This is a genomic window from Dyella choica (genome assembly GCF_003977665.1).
In the GTDB taxonomy this organism is placed as follows: Bacteria; Pseudomonadota; Gammaproteobacteria; order Xanthomonadales; family Rhodanobacteraceae; genus Dyella_B; species Dyella_B choica.
Genome location: NZ_RYYV01000007.1, coordinates 194164 through 210928, shown reverse-complemented (window position 1 = coordinate 210928; position 16765 = coordinate 194164). Strand labels below are relative to the sequence as shown.

At 59.8% G+C, this 16765-nt stretch carries 11 protein-coding genes and 1 pseudogene; 9 read left to right on the top strand and 3 right to left on the bottom strand.

Annotated features, from left to right (window positions below; all coding sequences use genetic code 11):
- Positions 1 to 63: 63 nt before the first annotated feature.
- From recF to dnaA, 3 genes are all read right to left on the bottom strand, one after another.
- Positions 64 to 1143, bottom strand: coding sequence for a DNA replication/repair protein RecF (gene recF, locus EKH80_RS11600; RefSeq protein ID WP_126684918.1), 1080 nt, complete (start codon positions 1141 to 1143; stop codon positions 64 to 66).
- A gap of 91 nt (positions 1144 to 1234) precedes the next feature.
- Positions 1235 to 2335, bottom strand: coding sequence for a DNA polymerase III subunit beta (gene dnaN / locus EKH80_RS11595; protein ID WP_126684917.1), 1101 nt, complete (start codon positions 2333 to 2335; stop codon positions 1235 to 1237).
- A 240-nt stretch (positions 2336 to 2575) separates the two neighbouring features.
- Positions 2576 to 3919, bottom strand: a complete 1344-nt coding sequence (gene dnaA, locus EKH80_RS11590) for a chromosomal replication initiator protein DnaA (RefSeq protein ID WP_126684916.1) — start codon at positions 3917 to 3919, stop codon at positions 2576 to 2578.
- Positions 3920 to 4102: 183 nt separating this feature from the next.
- Between dnaA and rpmH the strand changes: the two genes are divergently transcribed.
- From rpmH to EKH80_RS11545, 9 genes and pseudogenes are all read left to right on the top strand, one after another.
- A complete protein-coding gene (gene rpmH / locus EKH80_RS11585) occupies positions 4103 to 4237 on the top strand; it encodes a 50S ribosomal protein L34 (protein ID WP_007510029.1) in 135 nt (44 codons plus the stop codon).
- A gap of 12 nt (positions 4238 to 4249) precedes the next feature.
- On the top strand, positions 4250 to 4630 hold the full coding sequence (gene rnpA / locus EKH80_RS11580) for a ribonuclease P protein component (RefSeq protein WP_126684915.1): 381 nt from the start codon (positions 4250 to 4252) through the stop codon (positions 4628 to 4630).
- 61 nt (positions 4631 to 4691) lie between these two features.
- Positions 4692 to 6365 (top strand): membrane protein insertase YidC, encoded by a 1674-nt coding sequence (gene yidC, locus EKH80_RS11575; RefSeq protein ID WP_126684914.1) that lies wholly within the window; start codon positions 4692 to 4694, stop codon positions 6363 to 6365.
- Between the two features lie 58 nt (positions 6366 to 6423).
- Entirely contained in the window at positions 6424 to 7776 is a 1353-nt protein-coding gene (gene mnmE / locus EKH80_RS11570; RefSeq protein ID WP_126684913.1) for a tRNA uridine-5-carboxymethylaminomethyl(34) synthesis GTPase MnmE, read from the top strand.
- Between the two features lie 226 nt (positions 7777 to 8002).
- Positions 8003 to 8320, top strand: a complete 318-nt coding sequence (locus EKH80_RS11565; RefSeq protein ID WP_126684912.1) for an HVO_A0114 family putative DNA-binding protein — start codon at positions 8003 to 8005, stop codon at positions 8318 to 8320.
- A gap of 172 nt (positions 8321 to 8492) precedes the next feature.
- Positions 8493 to 10859, top strand: coding sequence for a type I restriction-modification system subunit M (locus EKH80_RS11560; RefSeq protein WP_126685002.1), 2367 nt, complete (start codon positions 8493 to 8495; stop codon positions 10857 to 10859).
- Complete coding sequence (locus tag EKH80_RS11555) at positions 10859 to 12277, top strand: restriction endonuclease subunit S (protein WP_126684911.1); 1419 nt, start codon at positions 10859 to 10861, stop codon at positions 12275 to 12277. The genes EKH80_RS11560 and EKH80_RS11555 overlap by 1 nt, the downstream gene beginning before the upstream one ends.
- Positions 12264 to 13343 carry a PDDEXK nuclease domain-containing protein gene (locus EKH80_RS11550; protein WP_126684910.1) on the top strand — a complete coding sequence of 360 codons (1080 nt, stop codon included), beginning with the start codon at positions 12264 to 12266 and terminating at the stop codon, positions 13341 to 13343. Before EKH80_RS11555 ends, EKH80_RS11550 begins: the two co-directional genes overlap by 14 nt.
- Before the next feature lie 146 nt (positions 13344 to 13489).
- A pseudogene (locus EKH80_RS11545) lies at positions 13490 to 16369 on the top strand (type I restriction endonuclease subunit R); the annotation flags it as partial.
- Positions 16370 to 16765: the final 396 nt, after the last annotated feature.

Genomic DNA, 16765 nt, shown 5'->3' with positions numbered 1-16765 from the left:
TTCCGACGCCAATAGTCCGCCCGGTGCGGCGCCATGAGGGCCGGGCTGGATGCAATCGATCGATTATAGCAGGGGCGTCAAATGCCCCTGTTCCACGTGGAACATCTTGATCGGCAGCGAAGCCAACACTTGGGGCAGTTCGGTGCCTGTGACGAGCACCTGTGCCGGCGTTCGCTCCAGGCTACCGACCACGGCTGCCTGATGGGCCAGATCCAGCTCGGAAGCCAGGTCATCCAGGCAGACGATGGGCCATTCTCCTCGCTTGCCCGCATCCAGCCAGGCTTGAGCGAGCACACAGATCAACGCAGTCAACTTTTCCTGGCCACGAGAAAGGTGCTCCCGTTGCGGCGCGAGCTGAAACGACACCGACCAGTCTGCACGATGGGCCCCCGAGTTGGTATGTCCCCTGCCCTGATCCCTGTACCGCTGCGCTGCCAGCACGGCCGCCAGATCCTCGTCCTCCGACCAACCTTTGCGATAGCGCAAATCGATCGCACCCAATTCGGGCAATAGCAGCGCAGCCTGCTCCCGGAGGAACGGCAGCAGGGCATCCAGGTAGGCCCGACGCCACTGGTCGATCAAGGTACCCGTGCGGGCGAGCTCTGCTTCCCAAGGGCCAAACAAGGCGTCATCGGCTGGAGACCCAGCTCGAAGCAAGCTGTTGCGCTGCTTTAGCGCGCGCTGGTAGCGCCGCCACGTGACCAGGAATTCCTGTTCCACGTGGAACACACCCCAGTCAAGGAAACGTCGCCGCTCCTCCGCCCCACCGGCAATCAACGCGTGGGATCCTGGTTCGAAGCACACCACGGCGCATTCCCGGATCAACTCACCAACGGTGACGCCCTGTCCGTCGAGACGAGCTTCCCAACGCGAGCCCTCCCTGCCTAGTCCCAGCCGATGGACCGCTCCGCCCTCGTGCGCCACGCTCGAAAAAATATTCAAGCCGCCTCCCCCGCGCTGCAGCAAGGCTTCCCGTGCTCCGCTGCGAAACGAGCGCCCATGCGAAAGGAGAAAAGCGGCCTCCAGCACCGAGGTTTTACCCGCCCCATTCGCTCCGACCAGCACGTTGAACCCTGGCGCGAATGCCAAGCTCGCATCGCTGATGCAGCGCAATCTCTGCAGGTGCAGACGCTCCAATCTCATAGCTTCCGGGCTTCCAAACAAAGACGCCGGAGCTTGGGGCTCCGGCGTCGCAAGGGCAACAACTGCCTGCAACCAAACATGCGCTAGCAGGTCAGAGTCGCAGCGGCATGATCACATGACGCGACTGCTCGTTATCGTCCTCCTGCACCAGGCAGCTCGATTGCGCATCGCGCAGGCTCAACCGCGCCTTATCACCGCGCAGCGCCGCGAGAGCGTCGAGCAAATAACCCACGTTGAAGCCGACGGTCAGGTCCGAAACCCCGGTATCCGCCTCGACTTCCTCTACGGCCTCTTCCTGCTCCGGGTTATGCGCAACGATGCGCAACTTGCTTGGAGAGAACTCCAGCTTCACTCCGCGGTACTTCTCATTCGAGAGAATCGCAGCTCGCTGCAAGGCACCACGCAGTATTTCCCGATCCAGCGTGGCCCGCTTGTCCGCGCCCAACGGAATCACCGCTTCGTAATCCGGGAAACGGCCGTCAATCAATTTTGAAGTGAACACCACTTCACCACGACGTACCCGCAGGTGGTTGCGTCCGAACTCCAGGTCCACCGATCCGTCACCGGACTCCAGCAAACCCACCAACTCATTCACACCCTTGCGGGGAATGATGATCTGGCGGCGAGCCGACACCTTGCTCTCAAGGTGTGTCTCTTTCAACGCCAGTCTATGGCCGTCGGTAGCTACGCAGCGCAACGCATGTTCCTGCAGATCCAGCAGCATGCCATTGAGGTAATAGCGAACATCCTGGTTCGCCATGGCGAATGAGGTTCGCTCCATCAAGTCGCGCAACACTTCTTCCGGCAGGCTCACGCGTTCGACCAATTCGATTTCATCGATGGTCGGGAATTCCGTAGCAGGCAGCGTCGCCAACGTAAAACGGCTGCGGCCCGCGTTCAATGCGACGCGATCGCCATTCAATTTCAACTCGATCTTGGCACCGTCCGGCAACGCCCGAACGATATCGAACAACTTGCGCGCGGGAATCGTGGTTTCGCCATCCACCAATTTCTCGGCATCGGTAGCAGCCACCATTTCGACTTCGAGGTCGGTCCCGGTGAAAGACAGCTTGCCGTTGCCGACTTTGACTAGAAGATTGGCAAGCACCGGCAAGGTCTGGCGACGTTCCACCACGCCGACGACCTGCTGCAGGGGCTTAAGCAGTGCTTCTCGTTGGATGCTGAATTGCATGATTGTGCTTTCCCTATCTGCAGTTCTGTTTTTTAAAAGAAGGATAGTGGTTGCAGTTGAGGCGGTGGATAACTTGAAAAGTACAAATTATCTTTACAGAACAAAGGGTTAAGAAAAATCCCCCTGTGTCTTGCACGCTTCGCGACTTGTGCATCACTAGTGGATAACTTTGGCGTGTCAAGGCGTCTACCTATTATCCACAGGATATGCGCCCAGTTTTCAAGCGCTTATTCATGCTGATCAACCGGTAAGCGTGCGAATCAGCTGCTCCCAATCCTGCCGCATGCGCGTATCGGTCTCGCACAGCTTGCGGATGGTGCGACAGGCATGCAGCACGGTCGTGTGGTCGCGCCCGCCGAAGGCCTCGCCAATTTCCGGCAGGCTGTGTTCGGTGAGTTCCTTGGACAGCGCCATCGCGATCTGGCGTGGCCGCGCCAGCGAACGCACGCGCCGTTTGGAAAGCAGATCCTGCAAACGCACGCCAAAATATTCGGCGACGATCTTCTGGATGTTCGGCACGGTCACCGCCTGCGCATGCGTGGCGAGCAGATCGCGTAGGGTTTCCTCTGCAAAATCGGTGGTGATCGGCCGACCGTAGAAATTAGCGCGCGCTGCAAGCGTATTGAGCGCACCTTCCAAGTCGCGCACGTTGGAGCGAATGCGCTTGGCCAACAGCATCGCCACGTCTTCGCTTACCTTCACGTCCTTTTCGTGCGCCTTCGCCAACAGGATCGCCGCGCGCGTTTCGAAATCCGGCGGCTCGATCGCCACTGAAAGACCCCACCCCAGGCGCGATTTCAGGCGCGGCTCCAGCTTGTCCACCTCTTTCGGATAGCGGTCGCAGGTGAGGATGATCTGCTGCTTGGATTCGAACAGCGCGTTGAAGGTGTGGAAGAACTCCTCCTGGGTGGTGTCCTTGCCGGCGAAAAACTGGATGTCGTCGATCAACAGCGCATCCACCGAACGGAAGCGACGCTTGAATTCGTCCATGCTCTTGGTGCGCAGCGCTTCAATCATCGAGCCGACGAACTGCTCCGAGCGCAGGTACAACACCTTGAAATTCGGGTTGTGCTCGCGCATCAGGTTGCCGGCGGCGTGCATAAGGTGGGTCTTGCCCAGGCCGGTACCGCCATACAGCAACAGGGGGTTGTAGGCCCGCCCCGGGTTCTGCGCCACCTGCATCGCGGCAGCCTTGCCAAGCTGGTTGGACTTGCCCTCCACGAAAGTCTCGAAGGTGTAGTGCGGGTCCAGGTTGTGATGGAAATGCACCGGAGCGGCCTCGACCACGGCGGCCGGCTTGGCCGCGGTCGGGACGGGGGCAGGCCGGCTGTTGCCGGCCGCGACGGCGCTGGAACCCACTTCAAGCCGAACCGGCAGGCGCTGGCCGTTGAGCAGGGTCAATACTGCCTCGATGCGCGGCAGGTAGCGATCGCGAACGGCGTCCAACGTGTAGGGATTGGGCGCGTATAGCTGCAAACCGTCCGCATCGTCGCGTGCCTGCAGTGGCATCAGCCAGGTATGCAGGTCCTCGGCGCTCAATTCGCCTTCAAGACGCTCCAGACAGCGCCGCCACAGATCACTCATGAATACTTTCAACCACAGCAGGGGCGCTTTCGCGCAGGGTGGACCGGGAAGTCTACCAGCACCTACCCAGTAACTATCCACATGGATATCCACAAGCAGCCGACCGGGCGGTATTTGACACAGACCGCTCCCGGTCCGCATAATCCGCGATCTTTTTCACCCAATCACTATTAGGAGGAAGCCATGAAGCGGACCTTCCAGCCCAGCAAGCTCAAGCGCGCCCGCACGCACGGCTTTCGTGCTCGCATGGCCACGGCCGACGGTCGCAAGGTGCTCAACGCCCGCCGCGCCAAGGGCCGCAAGCGCCTGATCCCGTAAGCGATCGCGCCGATGGGCACCGCCGGCCTGCCGCGCGAGGCGCGGATTTGCCGAGCCGGTGACTTTGCAGCCTTGCGTCAAGCCAGCGGCCGCCTCGGCGGCCGCTGTTTTTCTGTGCGCTATCGCCAGAACGGCCTGGGCCACGCCCGGCTCGGCCTGGCCATTTCCAAGCGGGTTTCCAAGCGTGCCGTGGATCGCAACCGCATCAAAAGGCTGGTGCGTGAATCGTTCCGCCGCGCCCTGCACGGGCTGCCGCCGGTAGATCTCATGGTGACGGCGCGCGAGCAAGCCTGCACTCTCCCCGGTTCCGTGCTGCTGGCCGAACTCGACGCCCTGTGGCGCAAATTGCCGCCGTTGAAGCGTGAAGGCGACGGCTCCACAATGGCTAGCTGATCTTCTCCCTTCCTGTCCCCCTGGCCCGCCATGGCGGGACCCCTTGCCGGATCGCTACGCGATGAATCAAACGCGCACCTTCCTACTCTTCGCCTTGCTGGGCGTGGCCTATTTGCTGTTCCAGCAGTGGGAACAGGATTACGGCCCGAAACCGCCAGCGACCGCAGCGACTGCCACCCAAGGCAGCAGCAGCGAACCGGGTGCAACACCGACCATCGCCGGCGGCAATGCAAGCGCGGGAACCGCGCAACTGATCACTGTAAGCACGGATGTCCTGCGCCTGACCATCGACACGCGTGGTGGCAGCATCGTGCGTTCCGAACTCCTGCAATACCTGGTCGCCCCACGGACGAAGAAGGATCCGAATCCGGCGCCGATCCGCCTGCTCGACGACGGCGACGCCGATTACTTCAGCGCGCAAAGCGGGCTGGTGAGTGCCGACGGCGCCGCACCCGATCATCGGGCGATTTTCCAGGCAGCGCAGGCCAACTATGAACTGGCGGCTGGCCAGGACGCCCTGAACGTCGACCTCAACTGGACCGATGCTTCCGGCGTGAAGGTGACCAAGCGCTACACCCTGCATCGCGGTAGCTACGTGATCGATCTCGACCAGCAGATCGACAACGGCAGCGGCAAGACCTGGGATGGCCAGGCCTATCGTCAGCTGCAGCGCGCGGACCGCCCACCGGCGGTGTACAGCAACTTCCTGCAGCGCATTTCCGACCAGTCGCGCTACGGCTTCTATGGCGCTGCGTGGTACAGCCCGGAAGAGAAATTCAAGAAGCTGGAATTCGGCGACTTCAAGAAGACCCCGCTGCAGGACCAGCCGGCGACCGGCGGCTGGGTGGCGGTGATGCAGAACTACTTCCTCGGCGCGTGGATTGGGCCGGCGAAGGAAGCGGATAAGTTTTCCAGCACCGTGGTCAATGAGGAAACTGGTAAGCCGCGGTATGTGATACGCAGCGTCGGTCAGCAGTTCAGTGTGGCGCCAGGTCAGCGGGCCAGCAGTTCGGCACAGCTCTACGTAGGTCCGAAACTACCCGACGTGCTGGAAAAAGTAGCACCAGGCCTGGACCTCACCATCGACTACGGCATGCTGAAGCTCTTTGCCGTGCCGCTGCACGGCGTCCTGGCCCTGCTCCAAAAGGCTACCGGCAACTGGGGCGTGGCCATCATCCTTTTGGTGCTGCTGATCAATCTCGCCACCTTCAAGCTGACCAACGCGCAGTTCGAATCGGCGAACAAGATGCGCAAGCTCAAGCCGCGCATCGACGCGCTGAAGGAGCGCTACGGCGACGATCGCCAGAAGATGCAGCAGGCGATGATGGAGCTGTACAAGAAGGAGAAGGTGAACCCCGCCGCAGGTTGCTTCCCGCTGCTGATCACCATCCCCATCTTCTACGGGCTCTATTACGTGCTGCGCGACAGCGTCGAGCTGCGCCAGGCGCCGTTCTTCGGCTGGATCCATGACCTGTCGGCCGCCGATCCGTACTTCGTGCTGCCGGTGCTGTACACCATCGTGATGCTGGCCCAGCAGTGGATGATGCCGGCGCAACCGGGCATGGACCCGGCCCAGCAGAAAATGATGAAGTTCATGCCGCTGATGTTCGCGGTGATCTTCCTGTTCTTCCCGTCGGGCCTGGTGCTCTACTACGCGGTCAACGGCATCTGCCGTCTGCTGCAGCAGTGGTGGATGATGCGCCGTGCCGATGCCGCACCACCGGCCGCGGCCTGAGGAAAAGCTCTTCGCGCGGGCGGCCCATAGCCGCCCGCTGCGGTTATGCTGATACGCGATGACCGCCCATACTCCGCACGACGACACCATCGCCGCCATCGCCAGTGCACCCGGCGCCGCAGGCATCGGGGTGGTGCGCGTCTCCGGCCCAATGGTGCCGGCCATCGCGAAAAATCTACTGGGTCGCGCGCCTTCACCGCGCCATGCACATTTTGCTGCGTTCCGTGATGCACGCGATGAACTGATCGATCGCGGCCTGCTGTTGTACTTCCCTGCCCCAGGCTCTTACACCGGCGAACACGTGCTCGAACTGCAGGGCCACGGCAGCGTGGTGTTGCTCGATGCCCTGCTACGCCGCATGTGCGAACTCGGTGCACGCCTGGCGCGTCCGGGCGAATTCACCGAGCGTGCCTTCCTCAACGGCAAACTCGACCTGGCTCAGGCGGAAGCCGTAGCGGACCTGATCGCCGCGCGATCGCAAGCTGGCGCACGTGCCGCGCTGCAATCGATGGAAGGTGTGTTCTCGCGCAAAGTCGACGCACTATTGCAAGCGCTGATCGCATTGCGCGTGCATATCGAAGCGGCGATCGATTTTCCCGAGGAAGAAATCGACTTCCTCGCCGATCCCGCGATTGCGTTGAAACTGGAAACCTTGCGCGCGCACCTTGCCGATCTGCTGCGCGAAGCGCAACGCGGCGTACGTCTGACCGATGGTTTGCGCGTCGCCATCGTCGGCCGGCCGAATGCCGGCAAATCAAGTCTGCTCAATGCCCTCGCCGGCAGCGAACGTGCCATCGTTACCGATATCGCCGGCACCACTCGCGATGTATTGCGCGAAAACATCTCGCTCGACGGCATCGTGCTGGAATTGGCGGACACCGCCGGTTTGCGTGACACGCATGACCCGGTGGAACGTGAAGGTGTACGTCGTGCGCACAGCGAGCGGGAACGCGCCGATGCTGTGCTGCTGGTCACCGATGCTGAACATGCAGGCGAAGACCAGGCGTGGCTACACGATCTTCCTGCCGGCATCGAACGCATCGTCGTCGTCAACAAAATCGATCTTGAAGGCGAACTATCGCGTACGGAAACGCATGACAAGGCGAGATGGCTATGGCTTTCGGTCAAGACAGGTGAAGGCATCGACCTGCTCCGCGACCAACTGAAGCAGCTAGCCGGCGCTGGTGCCGGAGAAGGTGCCTTCAGTGCGCGCCGCCGCCATATCCTGGCACTTGGAGACGTTTCCGATCATCTGGCCCGCACCGCTTACGTGCTCCGCGATTCGCATGCCGGCGAGCTCGCCGCTGAAGAACTTCGCCAGGCACAGCATGCGCTCGGGGAAATCACCGGCACCTATAGCAGCGATGACTTGCTGGGCGCGATCTTCAGTTCGTTCTGCATCGGGAAGTAATACAGTGTCCACGGACAATCGGCGGACCTGGTGCAATTGGACAATCCTGTAGCGTGAGTCAGGGCCCTATCTTTTTCCGGATCGAGCCGTTGTCCCTTGTGCGCCGTTCCCTTGCCCTTTCCAAGGCTTGTCGAATGCACCCTTTGTGATTCGCCGCGATTTTGATCGACTATGATTATCAGGCACTGATATCATCGTACTTGAACGTGTGATGGGATCAGCGATCATGAAGCGCTGCGTTGTAGGTGTCCGACAGCCAGATGGCTCGCCCCCGCAGGGACGCGAGATCCCAAGTATTTGGTTTCCCTCCCTGGCATCGCTGGCAGCGGTGCTGTCGGACGACAACCGCCGTCTGCTGCGCCTGATCCATGACAAGCAACCCAAGTCACTGACGGAGCTGGCCGAACTCAGCGGCCGCAAGGTGCCGAACCTGTCGCGCACCCTGCGGCTGATGGCGGACTACGGGCTGGTCTCGCTGCAACGAAACGTCCGGGATGTCCAGCCGACCGCGTTGGCGACTGAATTCCTTGTCGTGTTGGACTGATGGGGCATGAATGACTTCACCATCGAAGACCTCACCAAAGTGTATCCACGCTGCCAGCAAAAGCACGGCCAGAGACATGGATTTGCCACAGGCAGTGACACTGCAGACCATTGCAAGTCAACCATGGCTTGCCTCTAAAAGTATTTCCGGATGAAGAATTGAAGCGCTCATGATGCAGAAACGACAACCAGACCAAAGCCAAATCAAATGGGTCGCCGACTTCATCTGGAACATCGCCGACGACCGTCTGCGCGACGTGTACGTACGTGGCAAGTACCGTGACGTAATCCTGCCCTTTACCGTGCTGCGGCGGATCGATGCGGTGCTGGAACCGACCAAACAGGCGGTGTTGGAGCGCAAGAAACTGCTGGACAAGGCCAAGGTGGCGAATCAGGAAGGCGCGCTCCAGGCCGCGGCCGGGCAGGCCTTCTACAACATTTCAGCGTTCACATTGGCCAAGCTCAAGGCCAGCGCCGCAGGTCAGCGCCTGCGCGAGGATTTCATCGCCTATCTGGACGGCTTCTCGCCCAACGTGCAGGAAATCCTCACCAAGTTCAATTTCCGCAACCAGATCCAGAAGCTGGTCGATGCCCACATCCTTGGCTACTTGCTCGAAGACTTTCTCGACCCCGAGATCAATCTCTCGCCGCTGCCCGTCAAGGACGTTGACGGGCGCATTAAGCTACCCGCGCTCGACAACCATGGCATGGGCACCGTGTTCGAGGAGTTGATCCGACGTTTCAACGAAGAGAACAACGAAGAAGCGGGCGAGCACTTTACTCCGCGCGACGTGGTCAAGCTCATGGCCAAGCTGCTGTTCCTGCCCGTGGCCGAACGCATCGAATCCTCCACCTACTCGCTCTACGACGGCTCCTGCGGCACTGGCGGCATGCTTACCGTGGCGGAAGAAGCCTTGCAGGAACTGGCCGAACAACACGGCAAGGAAGTCTCCATCCACCTGTTCGGGCAGGAAATCAGCGATGAAACCTACGCCATCTGCAAGGCTGACCTTTTGTTGAAAGGCGAAGGGGCGGAGGCCGAGAACATCGTCGGTGGCGCGGACAAATCCACGCTGTCGGCTGACCAATTCCGAAGCCGCGAGTTCGACTTCATGATCTCCAATCCGCCCTACGGCAAAAGCTGGAAAACGGATCTGGAGCGCATGGGCGGCAAGAAGGAATTCAACGACCCGCGCTTCATGATCAAGCATGGCGGCGATGCCGAGTTCAAGCTCATCACCCGTTCCAGCGACGGGCAGCTCATGTTCCAAGTGAACAAGCTTTCCAAGATGAAGCACGACACCGCGCTGGGCAGTCGCATAGCCCTCGTCCACAACGGTTCGGCACTGTTCACCGGCGACGCGGGGCAAGGCGAAAGCAATATTCGTCGCTGGGTGTTGGAAAACGATTGGCTGGAGGCCATCATCGCCCTGCCGCTCAATATCTTCTACAACACCGGCATTGCTACCTACATCTGGGTGCTGGCCAATCGCAAGGCCAAGCATCGCAAGGGCAAAGTGCAGTTGATCGACGCCGGCAAGTGGTTCGCGCCGCTGCGTCGCAACCTCGGCAAGAAGAACTGCGAACTGGCCGAGGCCGACATCCAGCGCATCCTCGACCTGTATCTGGGCGAAGCACCGGAAACGGCGGAGTCCAAATGGTTCGACACGCAGGACTTCGGCTATTGGAAGGTCACCGTTGAACGCCCGCTGCGCCTGAAAAGCCAATTGAAGACCCGCGCCATCGAAGCCATGCGTTACGCCAGCGGCGACGAGGCGTTGCGCGCCGAAATCTACACTCAGCACAGCGATAAGCTCTACACCCGCTTCTCCAAATTGAAGCCTGAAATCGAGGCATGGCTCAAGGGCGACAGCGAGGACGAAGACGTCATGGAGGACGGTGACGAAGACCGCGTACCTGCCAGGAAGGCCGTGCCAGAAAAGCGTCGCAAAAAGCTGCTCGATGCTTCGACGTGGCAACGCGATAAGGCGCTATTGGAACTGGCGCTGCTCGCCCGGCATGAACTCGGTGACGCCGTGTTCGACGACCACAACGTCTTCCGCGCGAAGTTCGACGCGGCGATGAAAAAGCACGACAAGAAACCCACTGCTGCGGACAGGAAAGCCATCTTCAAGGCGGTGAGCTGGCGTGACGAGGCAGCGCCGCCGGTAGTGGCCAAGCGCAGCAAGCTGAAGAAGGGCGAATACTTCGAGGCGGGCTTCGACGGTGCATATCTGGAAACCGTGGGCAAGGATCGCTTTATGGTGGAGTACGAACCCGACAGCGACCTGCGCGACACCGAGCAGGTGCCGCTGAAGGAACCGGGCGGCATCGACGCTTTCTTCGAGCGCGAAGTGCTGCCGCACGCGCCGGATGCGTGGATCGACAGTGAGAAAACCCAGATCGGCTTTGAGATTTCCTTCGCTCGCTACTTCTACCGGCCCGCACCGTTGCGCTCGTTAGAAGACATCCGCGCAGACATTTTGATGCTTGAGCAGCAGACTGAAGGCTTGCTTCAAAAGATAGTGAGGACGGTGTAATGGCGGCAGGCGCGTATCCAAACTATCGGCAAGTTTGTTCTCGCTGGATTTCGCGTGTGCCGGAACACTGGCCATCGCTGCGTGCTAAGAACTTCCTACGGGAAATCGACGACCGGACGAAAACGGGTGAAGAAACCCTGCTGTCGATGCGTCAGCACCGTGGCTTGGTACCGCACAACGATGTTTCAGCCAAGCGAATCGACGCGGATAACCTCATTGGCTATAAGAAGGCGCAGCCGAACGAACTGGTGTTGAACAGGATGCAAGCGGGAAATGCGATGTTCTTCCGTAATCGCCAGTCCGGTTTGGTAAGTCCGGACTATGCGGTGTTCCGTCTGCTTCGCGACGACAACCCGGAGTACCTCGGCCATCTGTTCCGTTCGTGGCCGATGCGTGGCTTGTTCCGTTCTGAATCGAAGGGGCTTGGTACTGGTACATCCGGTTTCTTGCGACTCTACTCTGACCGATTTGCGGCACTCGAAATTCCGTTACCCGCACGCGCTGAGCAAGACCAGATCGTCGCCTACCTGCACGCGCAGGACGCGCATATCGCCCGCTTCATCAAGGCCAAGCGCGATCTCATCGATCTACTGACCGAGCAAAAGCAAACTATCATCGAGGCCGCGGTTACGCAGGGTCTTGATGCCAGCACAGCAAAGCGCGACTCGGGCATCAATTGGATTTTTCAGATCCCAACTCATTGGGATACATGCAAGCTCAAGCACGTTGCGGTGTTCAATCCGTCACGGTCAGAGAGCGTCGCACTTCGCCTTAGCGATGAGTCGGTGTCATTCCTTCCAATGGAGTGCATCAAGACGGATGGGAAGCTACGAAACGTAGAAAGCAGAAGGACCTCGGAAGTCTGGGAGGGCTACACCTACTTCCGTCGCAACGATGTGGTCATGGCCAAAATCACGCCATGTTTCGAGAACGGAAAGGGGGGATTGTTGGATGAGCTGCCGACCGAGATCGGCTTTGGCACGACGGAGTTCATTGTGCTCAGGGCTGCGGTTGGGAGAATCAGACCTGCGTTCTTGGCAAAGCTCTTATCGCTCAGGACATTCCGGGTTCTCGGTGCTGATGCCATGACGGGAGCGGCGGGCCAGCAGCGTGTGCCACTTGATTTTGTCAAAAATTTCCGAATCGCCCTACCGCCTCTGGACGAACAGGATCAAATCCTAAGCGCGCTCCAAATCGCGACAGCAGAACAAGACGCCGTCATCGAGCGGATTTGGAACGAGATCACGCTCATCCGCGAATACCGCGATCGTTTGATCGCCGATGCCGTCACTGGCCAGGTGGATGTGCGTGGCTGGCAGCCTGGCCCGGACGATGTAGTCAGCGATGATGACCTCGCCGCGTTGGGAAATGAGGAAGCTGACCCTGCTTATGAGGAGGAGGCTGATGGCGACGAGTAAGAAAACCACCCGCAAGAAACTCGCACCTGCGGCGCGGGAATCCAGCGCTGCCAAGGAAGGTCTGGCCAAGCATTATCCAGCTTTGCTAGCTGAGATAAGGGCGCGCATTCTGTCCGCGCAGTACGTGGCGTTGCGCGCGGTCAACAAAGAACTGATCGGCCTGTACTGGGACATCGGGCGATTGATCGTGGAACGACAGCAGAGCGAAGGTTGGGGCAAAGCCGTGGTGGCGCAGCTTTCCGCGGACCTTCAGCGGGATTTTCCGGGTACGGCCGGCTTTTCGGCGTCCAACCTGTGGCGGATGAAGAGTTTCTTCGAGACCTACCGCAGTGCGGCAAAACTCGCACCACTGGTGCGAGAAATTGGCTGGAGCCACAACCTGATGATCCTCGAACGCTGCAAGGATGCGCAGGAGCGCGAATTCTACCTGCGCATGACGCGCAAGTTCGGCTGGTCGAAGAATGTGCTCGACCACCAGATCGATAACCAGAGCTACGAGAAGTCGTTGCTGGGCCAGACCAATTTCGACAAGACGCTGACTCCGGCCCTGCGAGCGCAGGCCAAGCTGGCAGTGAAGGACGAATACGCTTTCGACTTTCTCGAACTGGGCGAGCAGCATTGCGAACGCGAACTGGAGCGTGCGCTAATCGCTCGAATCGAGGACTTTCTACGCGCGATGGGCGGTATGTTCGCCTTCATGGGCAGCCAGTATCGGCTGGAGGTGGAAGGCAAGGAATACTTTATCGACCTGCTGCTCTTCCACCGGCGTCTGCGTGCGCTGGTTGCCATCGAGTTGAAGATCGGCGAGTTCGAGCCGGAGTTCGTCGGCAAGATGCAGTTCTACTTAGCCGCACTGGACGCGCAGGCGCGGCAGCAGGACGAGAACCCGTCCATCGGCATCATCCTGTGCAAGGAAAAGAAGCGCACCATCGTCGAGTACGCCTTGCTCGACGCGCGCAAGCCAATCGGCGTGGCGACTTACGAAATCACCAAGACATTGCCGAAGAAGCTGAAGGACCAGTTGCCGTCGCCTGAAGCCATAGCCCGCCTGCTGGAGAGCATATGAAACCCTCCGACACCAGCGAAAAAGAGCTGGAACGGTTGATCGTGCGTCATCTGGCGGGTATCAGCGAGGATCCGCCCGTACCCGTCAAAGCGGTGCGAAGTCCGGCGGCCGTGTATGCACCAGGCGGCTACACGCTGGGTCGCGCTTCGGATTTCAACCGTGACCTGGCGTTGGACACGGCGCAGCTGCTGGCCTTTCTGCAAGCCACGCAGCCCGATGCGGCTGAATCGCTGGAACTGGCGCACGAGGGTATCAAGCGCACGCAGTTCTTGCACCGGCTGCAAGGTGAAATCACCAAGCGTGGTGTAGTGGACGTGCTGCGCAAGGGTGTGAGCCATGGGCCGGTGACGGTCGATCTCTACAAGCTGTTGCCCACGCCAGGCAATGCCAACGCCGCCCAAGCATTTGACAAGAACATCTTCAGTGTCACCCGACAGGTGCGCTACAGCCATGATTCCGGCAACGAACTCGACCTGGTGATCTTCGTCAACGGCCTGCCGGCGCTGACTTTCGAGCTGAAGAATTCGCTGACCAAACAGACTGTGGCCGATGCCATCGTCCAGTACCAGACCACGCGCAATCCGCAGGACCTCCTGTTCCAGCCGGGACGCTGCATAGCGCACATGGCGGTGGACGACGCCGAAGTTTATTTCTGCACCGAGTTGAAGGGCAAAGCATCGTGGTTCCTGCCGTTCAACCAGGGCTGGAATAGCGGTGCGGGCAATCCGCCGAACGCCAACGGTTTGAAAACCGATTACCTCTGGAAGCATGTGCTGACGATGGAGTCGTTGGCCAACATCATCGAAAGCTTCGCGCAGGTGGTAGTGGAGGAAGAAGCCGACGCCGCCACCGGACGGAAGAAGAAAAAGCGCAGGCCGGTGTTTCCGCGCTTCCACCAGTTGCGTACAGTGCGCGCCCTGCTGCGCCGCGCCCGTCAGGATGGCGTGGGTAAACGCTACCTGATCCAGCACTCCGCGGGCAGCGGCAAGAGCAACACCATTGCGTGGCTGGCGCACCAGCTGGTGGAGTTGCGCACCGCCGCTGACCCGACAGCGGCGCAATTTGATTCCATCATCGTCATCACCGACCGGCGTGCGCTGGATACGCAGATTGCGCGCACGATCAAAGGCTATGACCATGTGGCTTCGATATTCGGTCACTCCGACAACGCGCAGGAGCTGCGTGACTACCTGCGCCGGGGCAAGAAGATCATCGTTACCACGGTGCAGAAGTTCCCCTTCATCCTTGAAGAACTGGGTGATCTGTCGGGCAAGAGGTTCGCGTTGCTCATCGACGAGGCGCACTCCAGCCAGGGCGGCAAGACCACGGCCAGGATGCACCAGGCCCTTTCTGGCAAGACGGACGAGGAAGCCTTCGAGGAAGATTCCACGCAGGACGCGGTAAACACGGAAATCGAGAAACGCATCCGTTCGCGACGGATGCTGCCGAACGCCAGCTACTTCGCTTTCACCGCCACGCCGAAGACCAAGACGCTGGAATTGTTCGGTGAGAAGACCATGATCGGCGACGAAGTGCGATTCCGCTCGCCGGAGGAATTGACCTACACCACCAAGCAGGCGATACAGGAGGGCTTCATTCTCGATGTGATCGCCCACTACACCACGCTGGACAGCTTCTACCATGTCGCCAAGACGGTGGAGAACGACCCGGATTTCGACAAGATGCGGGCGCTCAAAAAGATCCGCCACTACGTCGAGTCACACGACAAGGCCATCCGGCGCAAAGCGGAGATCATGGTCGATCACTTCATCGCCCAGGTGATGGGCGCGAAGAAGATCGGCGGCAAAGCGCGGGCAATGATCGTGTGCAACGGCATTGCGCGGGCCATCGACTACTGGCGCGTAGTGTCTGACTATCTTGACGAGATCAGGAGCCCATACAAAGCCATCGTCGCGTATTCTGGAGAGTTCGAGATGGGGGGCGAGAAGAAGACCGAAGCCGATCTCAATGATTTTCCGAGCAAGGACATTCCGTCCAAGCTCAAGCAAGACCCGTATCGTTTCCTGATCGTTGCCAACAAATTCGTCACCGGCTTTGACGAGCCGCTGCTGCACACGATGTATGTGGACAAGAAGCTGGCCGGCGTGCAGGCGGTCCAGACGTTATCGCGTCTTAACCGCGCACATCCGCAAAAGCACGACACTTTCGTGCTGGACTTCGCCGACAACGCGGAGGCGGTGAGGGTGGCGTTTCAGGACTACTACCGCGCCACGATCCAGATCGGCGAAACCGATGCCAACACCTTGCACGACCTGAAAGCCGACCTCGATGGCAAGCAGGTGTATAGCTGGCGGCACGTGGAGGATTTTGTCGCGCTGTATATAGGCGGGGCGGAGCGCGACAAGCTCGACCCCATCCTCGACCGTTGCGTGGAGGAATACAAGAAAGACCTGGACGAGGACAGCCAGGTTCAATTCAAGGGCAACGCCAAAGCCTTCGTGCGCAGTTATGGCTTTCTCGCAGCCATCGTGAGCTACGGCCACCCGGCGTGGGAGATGCTGTCGATCTTCCTGAACTTTCTGATTCCGAAGCTGCCTGCGCCGAGAGAGGAAGACCTGTCCAAGGGTGTGCTTGAATCCGTCGACATGGACAGCTACCGCGTCGAGGCACGGGCCGCGCTCAAGATGGCGATGGACGACGACGACGTCAAGGTCGAGGCCGCTCCCCCGGGCGGCGGCGGTGGCAAGGGCGAGCTGGACATCGACAAGCTGTCCAACATCCTCAAGACCTTCAACGACTTGTTCGGCAATATTGATTGGAAAGATGCCGACAAGATCGGCAAGGTCATTGCCGAGGAGATCCCGCTGCGCGTGGCGCAGGATAGGGCCTACCAGAACGCTCAGACCCATTCCGACCGCCAGAACGCCAAGCTGGAGCACGACAAGGCGCTTCACCGGATCATGCAGGAGTTACTCTCCGACCATACCGAATTGTACAGGCTGTTCAGCGACAACCAGAACTTCAGTCGCTGGCTCACGGATGTGGTGTTTGACGTGACTTACCAGCCGAGCCATTTCCAGGCTAAAGGCGGCGGTGACGACGTCCGTATGCGCGCATTGACCGTTGTTCGGGAGCGGTTTGGTGCTGCGGCGGTCTGGTCAAAAGCGGTCGATACTTTGTGGGAAAGATTGGAGGTAGGCGGAAGGATCAGCTTGGGCATTTCTGATTTAACCGTCATCGAGGAGGTCAGTGGGCTATCTGTGAGTCACATCTTGTTCCCCGTCTTAAACCTGCTGTCGGCCAACGATGTGGGAATCCTGCACCGAGAATTCATTCGTGTGGATAGATCCAACGCCGTACGAACGATGAATTTCGACGAGACTAGACTCGTAGCGTCGCAGAGCAGCGAGGGGCGCGATTGGGCAGAACAGCTTTCGATTCGCTGGACGCTTCAGAACGCA